The sequence below is a fragment of the Floridaenema aerugineum BLCC-F46 genome (genome assembly GCF_041929345.1).
GTDB lineage: Bacteria > Cyanobacteriota > Cyanobacteriia > Cyanobacteriales > Aerosakkonemataceae > Floridanema > Floridanema aerugineum.
The window spans coordinates 1-18,642 of record NZ_JBHFNQ010000171.1 but is presented as its reverse complement, the minus strand read 5'-3'; the positions used below and the strand labels follow the sequence as shown (position 1 = coordinate 18,642).

Annotated in this window: 17 protein-coding genes; 6 read left to right on the top strand and 11 right to left on the bottom strand. The window is 38.2% G+C overall.

Going from position 1 to position 18,642, the window contains the following annotated elements:
• Positions 1-152: 152 nt before the first annotated feature.
• Positions 153-839, bottom strand: a complete 687-nt coding sequence (locus ACE1CC_RS22525; protein ID WP_413272679.1) for an SRPBCC family protein — start codon at positions 837-839, stop codon at positions 153-155.
• Positions 840-1,012: 173 nt separating this feature from the next.
• Positions 1,013-2,176, bottom strand: a complete 1,164-nt coding sequence (locus ACE1CC_RS22520; protein ID WP_413272678.1) for a baeRF7 domain-containing protein — start codon at positions 2,174-2,176, stop codon at positions 1,013-1,015.
• A 427-nt stretch (positions 2,177-2,603) separates the two neighbouring features.
• Between ACE1CC_RS22520 and ACE1CC_RS22515 the strand changes: the two genes are divergently transcribed.
• Together ACE1CC_RS22515 and ACE1CC_RS22510 are read left to right on the top strand one after the other, a co-directional pair.
• On the top strand, positions 2,604-3,539 hold the full coding sequence (locus tag ACE1CC_RS22515; RefSeq protein WP_413272677.1) for a hypothetical protein: 936 nt from the start codon (positions 2,604-2,606) through the stop codon (positions 3,537-3,539).
• 48 nt (positions 3,540-3,587) lie between these two features.
• A complete protein-coding gene (locus tag ACE1CC_RS22510) occupies positions 3,588-4,067 on the top strand; it encodes a DUF2243 domain-containing protein (protein ID WP_413272676.1) in 480 nt (159 codons plus the stop codon).
• Here the strand turns inward: ACE1CC_RS22510 and ACE1CC_RS22505 are convergent.
• Positions 4,064-4,243, bottom strand: a complete 180-nt coding sequence (locus ACE1CC_RS22505) for a hypothetical protein (protein ID WP_413272675.1) — start codon at positions 4,241-4,243, stop codon at positions 4,064-4,066. The two genes, ACE1CC_RS22510 and ACE1CC_RS22505, sit on opposite strands and share 4 nt — an antisense overlap.
• A 140-nt stretch (positions 4,244-4,383) precedes the next feature.
• Here ACE1CC_RS22505 and ACE1CC_RS22500 point away from each other — a divergent pair, with 140 nt between their 5' ends.
• A complete protein-coding gene (locus tag ACE1CC_RS22500; RefSeq protein ID WP_413272674.1) occupies positions 4,384-5,178 on the top strand; it encodes an alpha/beta fold hydrolase in 795 nt (264 codons plus the stop codon).
• 143 nt (positions 5,179-5,321) lie between these two features.
• On the opposite strand, the gene ACE1CC_RS22495 is transcribed toward ACE1CC_RS22500, so the two are convergent.
• The 3 genes from ACE1CC_RS22495 to ACE1CC_RS22485 form a co-directional block, all read right to left on the bottom strand.
• The gene (locus tag ACE1CC_RS22495) at positions 5,322-6,380 is read right to left on the bottom strand and encodes an SDR family oxidoreductase (protein WP_413272673.1); all 1,059 of its coding nucleotides are present in this window, start codon (positions 6,378-6,380) and stop codon (positions 5,322-5,324) included.
• A gap of 56 nt (positions 6,381-6,436) precedes the next feature.
• On the bottom strand, positions 6,437-6,673 hold the full coding sequence (locus tag ACE1CC_RS22490; RefSeq protein ID WP_413272672.1) for a hypothetical protein: 237 nt from the start codon (positions 6,671-6,673) through the stop codon (positions 6,437-6,439).
• A gap of 386 nt (positions 6,674-7,059) precedes the next feature.
• The gene (locus ACE1CC_RS22485; protein ID WP_413272671.1) at positions 7,060-7,488 is read right to left on the bottom strand and encodes a response regulator; all 429 of its coding nucleotides are present in this window, start codon (positions 7,486-7,488) and stop codon (positions 7,060-7,062) included.
• A 692-nt stretch (positions 7,489-8,180) separates the two neighbouring features.
• Between ACE1CC_RS22485 and ACE1CC_RS22480 the strand changes: the two genes are divergently transcribed.
• A complete protein-coding gene (locus ACE1CC_RS22480; protein ID WP_413272670.1) occupies positions 8,181-8,465 on the top strand; it encodes an Hpt domain-containing protein in 285 nt (94 codons plus the stop codon).
• A gap of 7 nt (positions 8,466-8,472) precedes the next feature.
• On the opposite strand, the gene ACE1CC_RS22475 is transcribed toward ACE1CC_RS22480, so the two are convergent.
• The 3 genes from ACE1CC_RS22475 to ACE1CC_RS22465 all read right to left on the bottom strand — a co-directional run bounded on the left by ACE1CC_RS22475 (position 8,473) and on the right by ACE1CC_RS22465 (position 12,906).
• Positions 8,473-10,647: a PAS domain-containing sensor histidine kinase gene (locus ACE1CC_RS22475; protein WP_413272669.1), complete on the bottom strand. Its 2,175-nt coding sequence runs from the start codon at positions 10,645-10,647 to the stop codon at positions 8,473-8,475.
• A gap of 335 nt (positions 10,648-10,982) precedes the next feature.
• Positions 10,983-12,104, bottom strand: coding sequence for a phosphodiester glycosidase family protein (locus ACE1CC_RS22470; RefSeq protein ID WP_413272668.1), 1,122 nt, complete (start codon positions 12,102-12,104; stop codon positions 10,983-10,985).
• A 97-nt stretch (positions 12,105-12,201) separates the two neighbouring features.
• On the bottom strand, positions 12,202-12,906 hold the full coding sequence (locus tag ACE1CC_RS22465; RefSeq protein WP_413272667.1) for a Crp/Fnr family transcriptional regulator: 705 nt from the start codon (positions 12,904-12,906) through the stop codon (positions 12,202-12,204).
• Between the two features lie 389 nt (positions 12,907-13,295).
• On the opposite strand from ACE1CC_RS22465, the gene hcp reads away from it, so the two are divergent.
• A complete protein-coding gene (gene hcp / locus ACE1CC_RS22460; protein WP_413272666.1) occupies positions 13,296-14,933 on the top strand; it encodes a hydroxylamine reductase in 1,638 nt (545 codons plus the stop codon).
• 59 nt (positions 14,934-14,992) lie between these two features.
• Here hcp and ACE1CC_RS22455 read toward each other — a convergent pair whose 3' ends face one another.
• On the bottom strand, positions 14,993-16,291 hold the full coding sequence (locus ACE1CC_RS22455; RefSeq protein ID WP_413272665.1) for a tetratricopeptide repeat protein: 1,299 nt from the start codon (positions 16,289-16,291) through the stop codon (positions 14,993-14,995).
• A gap of 392 nt (positions 16,292-16,683) precedes the next feature.
• Between ACE1CC_RS22455 and ACE1CC_RS22450 the strand changes: the two genes are divergently transcribed.
• On the top strand, positions 16,684-17,463 hold the full coding sequence (locus ACE1CC_RS22450; RefSeq protein WP_413272664.1) for an HAD-IIB family hydrolase: 780 nt from the start codon (positions 16,684-16,686) through the stop codon (positions 17,461-17,463).
• A 338-nt stretch (positions 17,464-17,801) separates the two neighbouring features.
• Here the strand turns inward: ACE1CC_RS22450 and ACE1CC_RS22445 are convergent.
• A partial coding sequence (locus ACE1CC_RS22445) for a WD40 repeat domain-containing protein (protein ID WP_413272663.1) occupies positions 17,802-18,642 on the bottom strand: 841 nt, incomplete at its 5' end.

Genomic DNA, 18,642 nt, shown 5'->3' with positions numbered 1-18,642 from the left:
CTGGGAAGGTGCGTTACGTTATCACTAAACTTATTGCTGGGAAGGTGCGTTACGTTATCACTAAACTTATTGCTGGGAAGGTGCGTTACGTTATCACTAAACTTATTGCTGGGAAGGTGCGTTACGTTATCACTAACGCACCCTACATTATGTTACATATTCCCAGCAGGTTGTCCTTCGGTAGTGGCAATTTCTCCGGCTTCCATTAATTGTTTAAAGCGGCGCAAATCATCCCCGATTTGTTGTTCTGGTTCTTCACCGAAAAGTTTGGCGATCGCAGCCCCCAAAGCACCACCAGGCGGGTTATATTCCATCACAACTTTTACTTCCGTACCTCTTCCCGCTGGCGCTCTTTGAAAGCGCACAAAACCAGAATTATCGACATCTGCACCTTCTACAGAAGCCCAAGCAATTAAATGATTTTCTTGGTCATTAATAATCTCAGCATCCCACTCTACGCTATTACCCATAGGCGCATTTGCTACCCAATGAGAGCGTTTTTCGTCAAGTACTCTCACCGATTTCAAGTGTTTCATAAAAGTGGGTAAATTCTCGAAATTGTGCCAGAAACGATACAATTCTTCCGGCGATTTGTTAATAGTTACTGTCTTTTCCACCATGATATTTTGGTTCATTCCTGTTGCATCCTGTACGCCACTTTTTCCACCAACACCTTGATACACTAAACCGCCACCTGCAAGAGCCATCAACGCACCCCGAAGCGATCGACGTGATAAGCCATAAAGTACAAGTGCGCCACCACCAATTAAGGATGCCCATTGTCCAGCATCCTTGGTATTTTCTGGTTGATTAGTAGTGTTTTGTTTGGTAATTTCCATCCGTTTGTCTCCTGAGAATAGTAATAGCCCAAGTTGCTAGTTATATTCCGTAGGGTGCGTCAGAAATTTAAAATGAGTACTCCTAACCTAAAATTATCCTGTCTGACGCACCCTACAAAGTAATAGTTCATGGTTCATTAATTGATAAAAGACAAATCATGAACTAGGGCAAATTAATAACGAAAAACAGCGGCTAAGGGAGCGCGATCGGGAACTTTTTCTGGTTCCACTGCATAAACAGTTCCTCCATTTAAAATGGTTTGAACTGCGGCTGAATCTAACAAATCCTCATCTCCAGTTTCGGGTTCTGGATGTAGTTCAATTGAGTTATTTTGGGGATCGAAATTACCCCACTGTTGCACTCCAACAGCTACAAATAATTGTTCAACTCGCCCATAATAGGCGGCGGGAACTGTTTCTTTGATATCAGTTGAAGCTCTTTGAGCAGCGGCGGATTCTTGATAGTAAGCGATCGCTTCTTGTTGCGCCTGGGAAAACATCGGTTCCACAATTTGCCAAGCTTCACTTTGTAATTCTTCGGGTGTCGAGATTTTGGTATTCCCCGTGATTCCTTCTTCTACTAAATGCGGGTAAGTATTAGCTTCTCGGTAAATGGGGAAGAGGTATTCTACTCCCGTTAATACCAAAGGTGCATTTTTTCCGCGCAAGTATTTTTGGATTCCGCGATCGACTAAAAAGAAAAATTGCAACAAATCTGTCTTAATATTATCTCTGTCTGGACTTCCTTGCCCGTGATAACTACCCGATCGTTGAAAAGAATTATTAGTTCCACCTCTTGTTGTGTTGATGCGGAACTGTCCCTCTTTAGCAGTCTCATCATACATGAGTGCTTCATCCATATTTTTGGGGACATCCTCTAACTCAATTTCTTTCACATCATAGCGGGTACATTCTAATAGTTGAATTTGATCTTGGCTCAAACTCAAAATGTAAAATATTCCATCATTAGTTAATAGAGGTAACAGAGGTTTTAGATGGAAATGATCGGTAACAACCGCTAATTCCGCAAAGTTTAATGGTAAACGGTAGTAATGAAATACCCCGTCAGCTACAAAGATTGCTAACCCATTATTTTGATGTTGCCAAAAATCTTGATCGTCAAGCTCATGAGCAGGCTGCAAAAATTTTCCGGCTTCTGATTGAGTTAAACCCTGTTCTACTAATAATTCTTCTGCCTGACGAATGAGATTTTTAAACCGAATAGGATTTTGTTGCGTTTCTTGTCCTAAACGGCAAGTAGGCATATAAATTGAAACACAAAGTCCTTTGGGTTGTTCTACTAAATTTTTTAACTCATCTATAGATAATAGACTCATGCTATCCCTTCTCCTAAATCTTTCTACGATCGCTAATAGCCGTCTATTCTTTACAATTTATCTCTGTTAACTTTTCTACTCTTCTGCCTTTAGTAACAATCGCAAGGATGATTTTTAAATTACTCAACTTCAGATGGATGTAAGTAATATTTTGCTTCGTTATAATACGCAATTTTGTTGTGCTTTTTCAAAATAAAAGACGCACATCTTGGGATAGATTGCAAGACTAATCTTCCGATAGAAAAGAATCTTAATAATTTAGATTAACCTATTAGATAAGCAACCAAAAGATTAGGCAAGTATATTTCTGCCTGAAGAGTTTTTATTTGCTAACAAAGCTACCTGCTTTATATAGTCAAGTTTTTGCTTGGCGCTAATTTTTAGTGGCTTAAATTCTCAGTTCACAGATAAAAGTAACTAAGCAATTATGGATAAATTGACACCTCATCAAAGTTCTGTACAGATTTCAGAATTTGTTAGTAACTTGAGAAATGGTATTTGGCTGTTAGGAATTCCCTCTTGGTTATTTGGAATTACCGATCGTAGTATGGCAACTCTAGCTGATGGTTATCTATCAGCGATGGATTTCATGCAACTACTGACAGCTTCTCTGTTCTTTTTAAGTTGGCTAGTCTTGAAACCCGATCAAGTAGAAATCAATACTTATCCTACCGATATAAGTTTGGTTCCTTATGAAATTAACCCAGATTCAGCACAAAATAGGATGCTGGAACTCCGCAAATTGCACCTGATTAGTCAGGAGTATATATTACCCTTTTCTCATCTTTGCCAAATCTACCACTTGTTAAATTTAAAACATCTAGAAACAGTTCACAGTTTTAGTCTCAGTAACCTGAGAGTTGTTTCGGTTACGCATTTTCAACCGACGGCTATAGGGGGAATTATTAAATTCCAAACCATGCTAGATTCGGCTTTTAATACGCTGAGAATTTGGCGACAACCAGTAGTAGAAGTAATTCTAGCTTTGCATAACCCACACACTGTAGAACTGAATATTCCCGTTTATGGGGATAAAAGAATTGTTGTTATGTTTAATGTCGAACCTATTAGTGATAAAGAACACAAGTTATTTATCGACATTTACAGCAATCTCAATTGGCCGAAACCTTTGTTGCAACTTTTATTACATCTAGCATCTTGCTTAACTCTGTTTGAAGACTTGCCATATTTACAGAAGTTAGCTGAAAGAAATATTGACCGTTTATTTAGTGCTAGTATGGTTTCAAGTCACGAAACTGCCTGGTTATTTAGAAGGTTTGTTGAGTTGTATGGTTCGGCTCGGAAATCTTCTCAACCCATGAAAATGCTTGATTCAAATGATACAGTTTCAGAGATCGCTTAGACCGATCGCAATCTACCAAAACAATTATTCCTGACCAACAAAACTCTTATGAATCAACCAAACAATCAACTAGGAAGATTCGTTGCAGCTGGTGTTTTACTAGGTATGGGTGCTGCTGCTTTCTTCGATGGCATAGTACTGCATCAAATCCTCCAATGGCATCACATGGTATCAAGTATTCGACCGTTAAATACTGCGGCTAATATTGAGTTGAACACTTTCTGGGATGGCGTTTTTCATGTAGGTGCATCTGTATTGACGGTAGCAGGATTAATTTTGTTTTGGCAGGCAACTGCTAACAGTAAAGTTTCTCTTTCTTTAAAAACTTTTGCTGGTTCTTTTCTGATTGGTGCGGGAGCTTTTGATTTTATTGAAGGTTTAATCAATCACCAAATTTTAGGCATTCATCACGTAAAACCTGGGCAAAATCAATTGGCGTGGGATATAGGATTCTTAACTTTAGGTCTGTCGCTGGCTGTTGTTGGTTGGTTATTGTTAATTAAAGAACAACAAGAGGTAAACACTTAAATTAATAAAACCGTCATTAAAGGTAAACCTGCGATCGGAGAAGCTAAAAAAGTCCAAACGCAAAAACTCTCTAAGTCTTCTTGCTCTAATGCTGTTCCCATTTGTACCATTGAAAAAGGAAAAATAACTAACAGCAATACGGCAATTACTATGTATTCTAAAGCTAACATCATCATGGCTTATCCTTGTTTGTATTGTTGGATGATGATCGATTTGCTGCTTTCGTAAATCTCTCCATAGCATGAATGAGTAATTCTATTTTTGTGTAAATTTAATTACAAATCAATTGATAAAATCAGCGAAAGGAGTAATTACTATGGGGAACTTGTTCATCGAAAAGCAAGTTGATTTGGCAGATAGTAAGATCTATTACCTAGAAGCGGGAAACCCTGCTAATTCTACTTCTATATTATTTATTCATGGATGGTCTGTATCAATTGAACCTTATCAAGATATCTTAAATATTTTGTCGCAACGTTATCATGTAGTAGCACCATATTTGCCAGGTTTTGGAAAATCAACCGCTCCTAATTTTGTGAAAGATTATAGCGATTATGCCGCCTTATTAATCGATTTTTTAAAAGCTTTAAATCTTCAGTCAGTACATATTGTGGGTCATTCTTTAGGTGGCGCGATCGCAATGGCGTTAGCAGCTTTTAAACCTGATTTTGTCAAAAGTTTAATAGTAGCAGATAGTACAGGCATTCCGATGAATTCATTGCCAGAAGTTGTAGTGCGAAGAGCGATCGAAATGTCTGCTCAAATGTGGCAAGCAAAACCAAAACCAACCCTAGCTATACTGGAGCGTGTACTTTACAATAGCCTGTTTAATACTAGAAAAGTCATAGAAACAGCCAAGATAGTACTAGACAGAGATATCCGTTCAATTTTGCCTCGAATTAATACTCCTTGTCTCATTATTTGGGGTGCAAATGATTTACTCACTCCGCTCACAATGGCTAAAGAATTCGCTCGAAATATTAAAGGTTCCAAACTGGTAATTGTTGAAGGTGTTTACCATGAATGGAACTTCTTTTTTACAGAAACATTTACAAAAACTGTCTCAAATTTTATTGATGAAGTTGAACTTATGTATGTTGTTGCGCTTTAGCGCTTTTATGCGAGTGCCAATAAGAGCGCTAAAGCGCAACAACGTACTTAATTAGTAAAGGTTAAGCTGTAAGGTGCGTTAGATTTTGGCGATCGCACCTTACAGCAATTTCTCCTCTAAAGCATCCTCAAATTGTGATAAATTTACTTGGTGATTTTTGATGTTTCTGCTGCCATTGCTGACAATAATGCTGCACCTCCTAATACAGTGGTGCCGATAGCAAGTGCAGCTAAACCTAAAGCGATCGCTCCATATTTAACAGGAGGATTTTTATCTATCCAGTCAGTTACGCTAGGAATGGCTAAACGATCGAAATCTCCCCTTACTTTGTCATAATTTCCATTAGGAATAGGCTCAAAAACATTGTCCGGTGCATCTTCCGATTTAATTTCGTTAGTGTGCTGTGCTTGAAAACCTATTAGCAGCAAAATTGTATCGGTTAATTGCGGGGAAATTCGATGTAAAAAATCTAAGATTTTTCCCGCATCTCCCACAATAAAATCACGGGTGGGATTTTCTGCAACGTAGAGGATCGCATCAGCAACTAAACCCGGTTGATAGTAAGGTGGTACTCCTGTAGGTTTGACTCCGATTTTTGTGCGAATTTTGTTGTAATAAGGTGTGTTAATTGTGGCAGGTAAAACATTAGTCACGCTGATGGGAATTCCTTCGTGAATTAGTTCTAAACGTAAAGAATCAAGGAATCCTTCAATGCCATGTTTTGATGCTGAATAAGGACTTTGTAAAGGAAGACTGCGCCTACCTTCCATCGAAGAAACATGAATCAATGCGCCTCTTCCTTCCCGTTTTAAATGGGGTAATGCTGCCATTGCACCGTAAGCTTGTCCGGTGAGGTTAACATCAATTACTCGCTTGAATTCTTCGGGGGTAATTTCATCAAATGGCGCAATAACTCCCGTAGCAGAAAGATGTACCCAAGTATCAAGTCTGCCGTATTGTTCTACTGCTCGATCGGCGATCGCTTTTACTTGCCCAAAATCTGCCACATCAGCAATTACAGAAATCCCATCTCCGCCAAAACTTTTAATCTCAGAAATTAAAGATTCTAAACCTGGTTGACTTCGTGCAGAAACTACTACTTTTGCTCCTTTTTTAGCAAATCTAATCGCTGTTTCGCGTCCAATTCCACTGGAAGCGCCGACGATCGCAACTACCTGTTGATTAATGGGTTTTAGTTGCATTAATGCTACTCCTTATTTATGTTTGTTTCTCCAGGACGCGATCGCGCCTCATCGATCTATTTGGATTCAGAAAATGCTGATTGATTCGATTCAATCATCTTTTTTAATTGCAGATATGCTCTTTCTGGAGTCAATGGTTCGCCTGACTGTTCGTTCGGAATATAAAATTGCCTGCTATCTGAAAAGCAACGCATTGAAAAGCTAGGTATTATGCCTAACTTTAGAGCTTGTTTAGCTAATTGTTCAGCCGTTTCTGACAGACTATATTCATCGTGAAATTGATATTCTTTCATCTACTTATTCCCTGCTATTAGTGATTAATTAGCAAGTTCCTTTGTCTCGTCGTCTCGTTACCAGGTTTCATCTCGTCATCTCGTTACCAGGTTGAACCTGGTAACGAAAAACAGAGGCTCTGCCTCAAGGTGCTCTTATCTCAGTTAATAGAACTAAAATCTGTAATTGTCCAAAGCAATATTCTCGCTGTTGTAGTTACTTCAAATCAGCGAGATCCAAAATTAATTATGCTAATTAAAAGTTAACAATCCTATTTAACCTAAACCTCTATCCGAAGAAGAATTTATGTTTCTATCTATAGAACGAGTTCAATATAAATAATGTTGGTATCATAGGATTAATAATCCGTTCAAGGTTCACCTTGAATGTTAAAGCAAATAATTGTTTACTTTTTGGTAAGTTCAACAATTACAGAAATTACATCCATTGGTTCCACTGGTTTAGCTAAATGCCATTGAAATCCTGCTTTTAATGCTTGTTTTTGGTTAGATTCTCCCGCGTATGCAGTGAGCGCGATCGCCGGAATTTGTCCCCCTTGTTCTGGTGGCAGAGAGCGAATTTGACGCATTAACATATAACCATCCATATCCGGCATTCCAATATCACATAAAAGAATATCTGGTTGAGCGCTGGCTAAAGTTTTTAATACTTCTAATGCTGAGGCTACCACAGTTACTTCCATGCCGTATTCTTCCAATAAGAATGCCACTAAATCTCTAGAGTCGGGATCGTCATCTACAACCAAAACTTTTAATCCAGCAAGGTTTACGGTATCAGCAGAGAAGATTAGAGAATCTTCTGTGGGTTCGCTCATTCTTATTTCTCCATATTGCGTAAGTAGTAATCGAACAGTGAAAGTTTCAATTTAACTTTTGCCTTAGTTTTCCGTTTCCAGAGAAACGATATTTAATTCTAGCAGAGAGAGAATAGGCAGAGAACGATCGTCAAATCAAGTTCATACCTTAAATTAGCCTTTAGTAATCTCCCTTACTTTCCCAATAATATTCTACCCCGAAAGGCTGAATCTTTAACTTCATTGGCAAACAGAAATTAGTTAGGCAAAAGAAAACTGATGTATGCTGATCATTTTGTGCCATTAGTACTAATATTGCATTCGGAAATACGGGGAGAAAAACCCATCCACTCTGCTGTAGCGTTTGCATTAGGGGAACAAGAACCTTGCCAAGTTTCTTACAGAAAATGTTGATTGAGTTGACCGCCCAAAGTATTTGCAGTTTTAAAGTTCAGCTTGATTGTAATTCATATCTATAGATTGATGACAAATATACTAAATCTACAAGTATTAAATCAAAAAAAAGTGTTAAGAAATTTGTAAAAATAGTAATTTTAGCTAAAATTAAATATTTTTATAACATAAATTCGAGCGCTATTCAGGTAAAATTAGAATAAATTTTACGTATAAAGCCTCTAAAAGTGTTACCACAAGATGAAGAATTGCCGATAAACTTGCAGCGCTTGCAAGCAGTTACTAGGGGAAAAGTAACCATGCAAAAGCGCCTTTTAGAAATCTTTTTCCAAGCTGCCCAGGGAGAGATTGCAGCTTTGAAAGAGGCGATCGCCAATCAAGATTTTGCCACTATAGAGCACAAAGCCCATCAACTAAAAGGCTCTAGTGCTAACGTAGGTATAGCAAAAATGTCTATTGTAGCCGCAGAATTACAAAAACAAGCTCATCAACAGACTCTCTCAGAAGCTAATCAATTGGTAAATGAAATAGAAAATTATTTTCAAAAAGCACGACAATTTGCAGAAACCTATTTCTCCGATTAAGCAAGATCTAAAGTTTCCTTTGGATAGGAATTTCCACAATAAATTCTGTGCCTTCTCCAAATGTAGAATTACAATCTAAAGTACCGCCATGCTTCCCAGTAACAATTTGATAACTAATTGACATTCCTAATCCCGTTCCTTTGCCGATAGATTTAGTAGTAAAGAACGCATCAAATAAATGTTCTTTTACTGATTCTGGCATTCCTAAAGCATTATCAACAATGCGAATTTTAACACGGTTGGGTTCGACAAAATCTGTATTAATCCAAATTTTAGGTTGATGTCCAGTTTCTTGTTTAATCCGTTCTTCTAAAGCATCGATCGCATTAGAAATAATATTCATAAACACCTGATTTAATTGCCCAGCATAACATTCAACCAAAGGCAATTTTCCATATTGTTTAATTACCTCAATTGCTGGACGATCGGGTTTAACTTTCAGGCGATTACTGAGAATCATTAATGTACTTTCAATTCCTTCATGAATATCCACATCTTTCACTTCTGCTTCATCAATGCGGGAGAAATGACGGAGAGATTGCACAATAGCACGAATGCGATCGGCACCTACTTGCATAGAAGAAAGCAGTTTTGGTAAATCTGTACGCAGGAATTCTAAATCAATTTCCTCTTCTTTTTCGATTAAATCAGGATGGGAACAAGGACAATGATCTTGATAAAGTTGCAACAAATATAACAGATCGTTCATATACTGATTAGCATGAACTAAATTGCCGTGAATAAAGTTAACTGGGTTATTAATTTCATGAGCAACTCCAGCTACTAACTGTCCTAAACTAGACATTTTCTCACTTTGAATTAAGTGAGTTTGTGCTTGCTGTAACTCCGAAAGTGCTTGTTCTAATCTTTGGTTTTTTTCTTGCAACAATGCTTCTACTTGTTTGCGTTCTGTAACATCTTCGTAAGTACCCAAAACACCAATTACATTACCTTGTGCATCATGCAAAGGAATTTTACAAGTATCTGCCCAAGTTTCTTTGCCATCAGCTTGCTTTTGAGTTTCTAAAATATGATACTCAGCAGTGTTATTTTCAATTACTCGGCGATCGCATTCCCGATACCAATCAGATTCTTCTTTCGTCCAAGGTAAATCATAATCAGTCTTACCAACAATATTTCTTGGTTCACCTACTCCAGCAGCACGAGCAAAGTTATAATTACAACCTTGATAAACGGAATTACAATCTTTCCAAAAAATTAATTGTGGAATATTATCCATTACTAACCGCAGTAATTCTTGCGATTCTCTTTGTTTTCCTTCTGCTAATTTACGTTCGGTAATATCCCTAGCAATAGCAATCAAACCAATAATCTTTCCCTCTGCATTTCTGTAGGGATTTTTCGTCATTAAAAACGTCTTTAATTCCCCGGATAAGGGCAAAATTTGTTCAAAGGTTAGAGAATTTCCCGAAGCGATCACCAGCCGCTCGATTGCCATAACTTGTTGTGCTACTTCTGGAGGAAATAGCATAGTGTCATTACTGCCAATAATTTCTGATTTTGTTTTACCCACACTATGAATAAAAGCCGAATTTGCTAAAACGTAATTCCCTTGACTATCTTTGACAAAAATCATGTCTGATGTGCCTTCAACGACAGCATTTATTAGATTGAAACTCTCTTTAATTTTGGCTTCTGCTTGCTTGCGTTCGGCAACTTCAAGTTCTAATTGCGCGATCGCTTCTTGAAGATTTACTGTGCGTTCTTCCACCCGATATTCTAATTCTTCTACAATCTGCTTTAGGGTTTCTTCTAATAGCTTGCGGTTAGTAATATCTCTGATGATACCAACGATATATTTATTACCTTGTTCATCTTTAAAACAAGATTTTTTAGTAGAAATGGTATGAATATTTCCGCCTTTCCTTGTAATCTGTTCCTCATTTTCATCATCAATTCCTAATTCTAATACCAGTCGATCTTTTTCCCAAAAAATATCTGCTTCTGCTTTCGGGAAAAAGTCATAGTCAGATTTACCCAGCAATTCTTCGCGATTCACACCGATAAAATTGCCAAAAGCATCATTGAACAAAATCCAGCGATGCTGTTCATCTTTAACGAAAATCGGATCGCTGGTTGTATTAATCACTTTTTGCAAAAATTCTAGTGAATTTGGCTGTAATCCTTGATTTTCCATGATTTTTTTAGTTAAGGATTTCATTTTCTTTTTGCTCCTACAAAAATTGAGGATAGCTGTAACCGCAATCTCAGCGGGTTCTTCATCCTATCTTCATATAGATATAATTCCCATGAAGCTGCAAATAAGCTCAATTGGATAGCAACTTAATAAAAGTACAAAAACGTAAACATTTAATATGGAATACCTAAATGTTTGCGAAAGATGTAGAGACGTTTCATGAAACGTCTCTACAGTAAAGGGTTCATGAAACCTCTCTACAGTAAAGGGTATTCATTTGTAGCAGAGATAAATCTAAACGATATAATTCCCTTCTACCTTCGCCTTTCACCTTTCCCTTTTACCTCTGTTCGATTTATTTAATCTGAAAAATCAGCTGTTGCAGGTGAAGGACGATCGCCATTTTGAAAGCGTAACCAAGACAATTTTAACTCGTCTGGTGCTGGATAATTTGTATCGTAAATCGCAATTACATTAGTTAAATTCCGCCCCGGAGATACCAAAATTTTACCTTTGTGCGCTAATCCTAAAGAAGCACCACCATCTAAATTCATCGCTTCCACACAACCGATCGCTTGCATAATTTCCGCTTCTTTTTGGAGAGACAAAGTAGTTAAAAAAGTCACCAAATACAACTGTTTTCTAGATTCAGGAAAGCCGATCGCGCAACGAGAACCTACACCCAAAACATGAGAATCTTTAAAACCTTCCGAAAGCGGAGAAAGCGAAACTTTTCCTTCTTTAACTAATCTTGGCCCACAAGTTAAAGAAAACCAATGTTCTGTCCAATCTGGCTTCCTTTCCGTTCTAGCAGTAACCATTTCTAATTCATTTCCCACTTTAATTCCCAAAGTAGTGCCGTAATTTTCCCACCGACTATATTTAACAAATTTTCCCCCAGCTACCATGTTACCCAGCACCGCTTTTTGGTTATCCTTGCCGAAAAAAGTACCATTAGTGACGATCGCAGCCTGCTGTCTATCTACTAAATTCTTAAAAGGTTCATCGCCTTTAGTAACTTTATAATTATTAGCAATATCGGCATTATTAGCCAATCCAATAGTAATAAAAGTTTCTGGGTCTGTCAAGTCAATAACTGTTTGATAAAAACTAACACCTGAAATAGTTTTTTGTCTGATTTGTACAGGCTTACCTTTTTGATTAGAAAGCTTAACTTCAGGAGTCTTTACTGGTTTTTCTGGTTCTGGAGATGGGGAGTTAGTAACTTTTGGTTGAGGAGAAGGAGTAGTTTTAGCTACTGGTGTATTTGGCAGAGGTTCAGGAGTTGCATCTGGTTGATATTTCGCTCTTAAAGCTAGCAGTTTTTGCCATAATTCTCCCATTAATGTGAAGAAATTATCGCGGTTCTTGGGAATCGAAAAATATTCAGCTAAAACTTGAGTTGCAGCAAAAACTATGATAAATAAAAAAGTGCGCCGCAACATTTTACGGCAACCACTAGCTGGTTTAGATTTAGCCATACTGATAGTAAAAAAGTAAATTTAAAACAAATTAAGACTACAATTCAAATTTCCCACTTATCGGTAGAATCTACTAGAGTTCAAAAAATCTTAACAATTACTCCCTAGCGCCACCTAAAAGTTTTAAACGCTGGAAATCCAATAATTTAACAGTTGAACCATTCAAATTAATAATTTCCTCCTGGCTGAGTTTAGCAAATACCCGTGATAAAGTTTCGGGAATTGTACCTAATAAAGCGGCTAATTGTCCTTTAGTTAAATCTAGTTCTACCTCATCTTGGTTGCTAGTGCGATCGCTCAAATACAACAAATAAGCCGCTAATCTTCCCGGAACTTCTCTCAAAGAAAGGTCTTCAATAACTTTAGCAAATCTGCGTAAATGGCGGGCGAACACCTTCAACAAATTAACTGCTAAACTCGGATGACTTTTCATCAGTTCTAAAAAAGCAGTGCGGGGGAAAAATAACAATTCAGTTTTTTCTAAAGCCGCAGCCGAAGCCGGAAAAGGTTGCCCATCAAAAGCTGGTACTTCGGCAAAATGTTCATGAGCACCGAACACTTGTAAAATTTGTTCTTTACCTTCCGGCGAAATCTTAAAAACCTTCACTTTGCCAGAAATTACTAAAAAAAATCCCGTCCCCGGATCACCTTCCCAGAAAATCGTTTCACCTTTTTGGTAAGTTTGCTGTTGAGCAATACTTAACAACGCATCAACCTCATCTGTTGGCAAGCCAAAAAACATTTGACTATTGCCCAAAAACTCCTGTAAATCAGCTTTTCCCCGGTTGTCCTTGCTTGCCATATTGCCAAAAACCCCCATCTAAAATCCAAAATCCAAAATCCAAAATCTAAAATTGCTTGACTTAAGTCAAGGTTATCTTTTTTAGTTGTAGTTGTAGGGTGCGTCAGACCTTAAATTTGAAGATCAGCATCAAGGTTGGAAGTTCTGACGCACCCTACTAATTCTGCCAGTTGCCTAAGTCCTGATTTTTTGACTTAAGTCAAGGTGATCTTTTTTAGTTGTAGGGTGCGTCAGACCTTAAATTTGAAGATCAGCATCAAGGTTGGAAGTTCTGAAGCACCCTACTAATTCTGCCAGTTGCCTAAGTCCTGATTTTTTGACTTAAGTCAAGGATATCTTTTTTAGCTTCTCCTATTCTGAGGGAAGATGAGAGAAACAGGAACAAGACTATGTATTGCAACCAATGTGAACAAACCACCAAAGGAGAAGGATGCTATCAATGGGGTGCTTGTGGTAAAAGCCCAGAAGTTGACGCACTACAAGATTTGTTAGTTCATTGCTTGCGGGGATTGGGAGAAGTTGCGATCGCAGCACGCACCTTTGGTATTATCGATAAAGAAGCAGACTTCTTTAGTTGTGAAACCCTCTTTTCTACCCTAACAAACGTCAACTTTGACCCCAACGACTTTATTAATTATATCCACAAAGCGATCGCATTGCGAGATGAATTAAAAGCCCGAACATTCTTCACCAGTTGCAAACATATTGAATGGTCAACTCTCGCTGAATTTCAACCAGGACAAACTATTAGCGAATTAGTCCAACAAGGCAAAGATATTGAATATGAATTTATCAGTTCTTCTGCTAAAAACGTTGATATTTTCTCCTTAAAACTCACTGTACTTTATGGACTAAAAGGCATTGCTGCTTACGCCTATCATGCCGCCGAACTTGGTCAAGAGGACGATCGAGTTTATGCCTTCTGCCATGAAGCCTTAGCCGCCCTTGGTAGCAATGATAAAACCTTAGAAGATTGGGTAAATATAGCTTTAAAATTAGGAGAAATTAACCTGCGAACAATGGAACTTCTCGACGCAGGTAACACCAACACTTATGGACATCCCGTTCCAACATCTGTGCCTTTAGGTGCAAAAAAAGGCAAAGCAATTTTAGTTTCAGGTCATGACCTAAAACAACTAGAACACCTCCTCAAACAAACAGAAAATACAGGCATTTATATCTACACTCACGGGGAAATGTTGCCCGCCCATGCCTATCCCAAATTAAAACAAAACTACCCGCATTTGTACGGTCATTATGGCACCGCTTGGCAAAATCAAACTAAGGAATTCCCCGCTTTTCCTGGACCGATCGTAATGACAACTAACTGTCTCATGCCACCTCATGATAACTACAAAGACCGCGTTTATACCCTTGGCCCAGTAGGTTGGCCCGGATTAATTCACCTCACCGATCGCAACTTTAATTTAGTCATTGAAAAAGCCTTAGAAATGCCTGGATTTACGGAAGATGTTGCCGCGAAAGAAGTAATGACAGGGTTTGCTCGTAACGCTGTTTTGGGTGTAGCTGGTGATGTAATTGATGCAGTTAAACAAGGCAAAATTCGCCACTTTTTCTTAGTCGGTGGTTGTGATGGTGCCAAATCAGGAAGAAACTACTACAGCGAATTAGTAGAAAAAGTTCCAAATGATTGTGTAGTCTTGACTTTGGCTTGTGGTAAGTTCCGTTTCTTCGACAAAGATTTAGGAGATATTGGCGGTTTACCTCGGTTAATGGATGTCGGTCAATGTAATGATGCTTACTCCGCAATTCAAATTGCTTTAGCGTTAGCAAATGCCTTTAATGTAGAAGTGAATCAATTACCTTTGTCGATGATTCTTTCTTGGTACGAACAAAAGGCTGTATCCATTTTACTTACCTTACTTTATCTGGGAATTAAAGATATTCGCTTAGGGCCAACATTGCCAGCGTTTATCTCTCCAAATGTCTTCAAGTTACTGTCTGAAAAATATAATTTGAAGCCAATTACTACCCCCGATGAAGATTTGGCAGCTTGTTTAAGTTAATCTCTCATCTTATCTTTAAGTGTAGGCTGGGCAAATATTAAATCCAACCTACATTTTCTTTATTTAGCAGGATTTTCCTGCTCGCTTCCAATTACAGAGGTAGTATCAACAGAAGGCACCACATCGCGTTTTTTCTCTACCAACCATTGAAATTCTTTAATTGTCTCTGGACGAGCGGATTGCCGACAATTATTCCAATTTTGCTCTGCTTTTTCTTTTTCTTCCTTAAGTTCTAGAGTCTTCGCTAACAAACAATATGCCATACCCCCACCTATTTGCTTTCCGGGAATTTTTTGATCTAATTCAATGGCAGTGTTTAGTGCCTTAATAGCTTCATCGTATTGTTTTTGGTCAAATAAAGCCCAGCCCAGATTCCTGTAAAGTTGAAATTCTGTGTCTTGCTCTTTGGCATTTTGGACACGACTTAAGCCAATCCGAAACATAGTTTCTGCCGAAACAGGATCTCCTTTCTGACGATACACACGACCCAAGTTATTAAAAGCGCGAGGCAATCCTTCTTCTACTGATTCAAAATACAGTTTTTCTGCTTCTTTTAATTCCCCTAAAGATTCGTAAACTTCTCCCAAGGCAATGTAGGTATTTTTATTGTCAGGAGCGAGATTTATTGACTGTTTATAGCTATTTTCAGCTTTTCTCAATAGACCTCGATCGTAATAATTTCTTCCCTGCTGATAATAGTATTCAGCTATATTCGGTAAATTAGCTTGGGTAACAATTGCACCTGTTAACAATATGGCAGATAATCCAAAAGTAGCTTCGCTGTGCAAATGGGGCGGAATACCCAACCTTTTCAGGGAATTTTGGATAACTTTTTGACCTTTACCACCCTGCAAACTAGAGAGTGCTAATGCCATTAATCCACTAGGGCCAATCACGCCAAAGGATTCGAGTACACTGAATCCACCTACAGCAAAACGTGGCACTAGGCTGGTCATATAGGCAACAAATGCTGTCAAAGCTACGACGCTTAATCCATTCCATATCCCATCAAAACGATCCCAAGTATGCACTTTTTTGGGGGGTTGAAAAAACCACCACCAAGCTGTTTCAGCTGGATTAAAGCTAGTACGCCATTCGTCTAGTTTGCCGGAGGATGCGATCGCTCCCCCAAGTTTTTTTAATCTTTCATCTAACTCTAAAAGCTTCCCTAAGCTGGATACAAAAGGTTGATTTTTATTTGCCAAAGCCGCAGCAACAGCATCACGAGCTAAGAGGACTTTTAACGCCTGTGATCCTGAAGGTTTAGGTGCGGCTTGCTCAAACTCATCTAGTGCTGTTTCATAGTTTTCGATCGCACGTTCTGATTCTGAGGAAATATTTGTATTTATACTAGTCATGGTTTACACCCTTAGTGAAAACTGAAATTGATTACAAAGGTCAAACTTTAATAGTCTCCGTACTTTATAGATTATGTATTATGACTCTTAATGTTTGATTTGCTACAATATCTATTTCATCAATTTTAATCACTTAGGTAGCAAAAATTTAACAAAGCTTAATAAAATCTATTTGACGGTTATTAATTGCTATTTAGAATAAAAACTAATTTTTTATTCTTTTCCGATCGCACTGAATCTCACCTATCATTTGTTTAGCTTAGTTCAGTAGTTGAATGAGTCAAGAATGCTCCAGTTTAATGATTTTTTTGGAACGCTTTACTTTGTGGTTATTAGCACGTTACAATCGTTACTGAAAATACAGAGATGAGCAAGTTTAATTATTTTCTTTTATGTCCTTAATTCCGATTTCTTCCCAGGCTGTGTTTGCCCCTAAAAATATTAATTTAATTGCTACTGATATGGATGGCACTTTAACCAGTCATGGTAAATTTACCTCTTCTTTACTTAAGGCGTTAGAAGCGTTAGCAGAAGCAGAAATTATTGTACTATTAATTACGGGTCGATCGGCTGGTTGGGTACAAGGTTTGAAAAGTTATTTACCTGTAACAGGTGCGATCGCAGAAAATGGCGGCGTATTTTTTCCAGCCAACAGCGAACAACCAAAACTTTTAACACCTATTCCCGATCTAACTACTCACCGTCAACAACTAGCCGCAACTTTTGAGTATTTAAAATCTCACTTTCCCCAAATTCAAGAATCTACAGATAACCCTTTCCGCCTCACTGACTGGACTTTTGATGTCCAAGGATTAACAACTGCCCAATTACAGCAATTAGAACAACTTTGTGATGCAAAAAATTGGGGTTTTACTTACAGTACAGTGCAATGTCACATTAAACCAGAAAATCAAACTAAAGCTACAAGTTTACTGCAAGTATTAAATAGTTATTTTCCCCAAGTAACCACAGAAAATTTAATTACCGTTGGCGATAGTCCCAATGATGAAAGTTTGTTCGATCGCAGTTTGTTTCCCTTTTCTGTTGGTGTGGCGAATATCTTACATTACAAAGACAAATTAAAGTTTTTACCTGCTTACGTCACATCCTTAGAAGAAGGAAAAGGGTTTAGGGAATTAGCAGAATTGGTTTTGCAAGTGCGATCGGATTAAGCTTGGGTGAATTAGTTCAGGGTAGGGGCGATCGCGAGTGCGTGCCGTAGGCATCAGCATTTAGGTCACAATTTATAACCTAAAACCTAGATTCTTTGCTCATTCAATGACTTTAGCCGCGAGTGTAGGGACACGGCATAATTAACCTTATTCTCTAATGCAGAATATTTAGGATGCCGTGTCCCTACATATTTGTCTCTTAGGAGGACTTTCGCTACTCGCGGTGGAAATTGATTCCCAGGCGGATTTTGCGACTGGTGCAAGATGTAAGAAAGGGGAAAGGATTTTTTTAAACCTTTTCCCCGGAACGTAAACAAATGCTTATGCTTCTACTCCTGCTACTTTTGAGTGCCGATATCGTCGCACAAATGCTTATCGCTTTCTGTTTCTGGCTTATTTCTCAGGTAATTTCCCACCTTTTCACAAGCTTTTTCAACTAACTTCTTTAGGTCTGAAGCTTCCCAGTCTTCCTGCTTCAAATTCCACAGAATCAGAGCTTTGTTTTTACTGCTAATAGCGAGAATTTTGCTGTTAGGGCTAAAACTCATCTGTTCGATAGACTCGTTGAAGTTAAGCCTAGCAAGTTTTTTACCATCACGATTCCAGACTTGGATAACTTGGTTGTTATTAAAAGTAGCAATTAACTTGCTGTCAGGGCTGAATTGTACTTTGTTTAAATTGAAGGAGTACTGCTCAAGGTTGACTGGTTCTGGGAGTGGCTTAAGCTGATTTTCTGCAAGTTTCCAGAATTTAACCGTATAGTTACTCCTATTTAAGGTGGCTATCAGTTTCCCGTCAGGGCTGAATTCGATCTGATGAATCTTTTCATTGGGAGGAAAGCTGTCGAGTTCTTTCCCGTCACGAGTCCAGAGTTTAACAGTTTGGTTATCTGAACTTCCACCATTGACCTTCTGATTATCCAAACCCTTACTAAAAGTAGCAATCAACTTGCCGTCGTTGCTGAAAAGCGCATAATTAAATGTCTCGTTAAAGAGTAAGGATTGGGGTTGTTTGCCCTCTACACTCCAGAGTTTAGCCGTTCGATTGTCCCATTCTCCGCTATAAGTAGCAATCAACTTGCCGTCGTTGCTGAAACCTACATCATTAAATGTCTCGTTAGAGAGTAAGCTTTGGGGTTGTCTGCCCTCTACACTCCAGAGTTTAACTGTTCGATTGTCC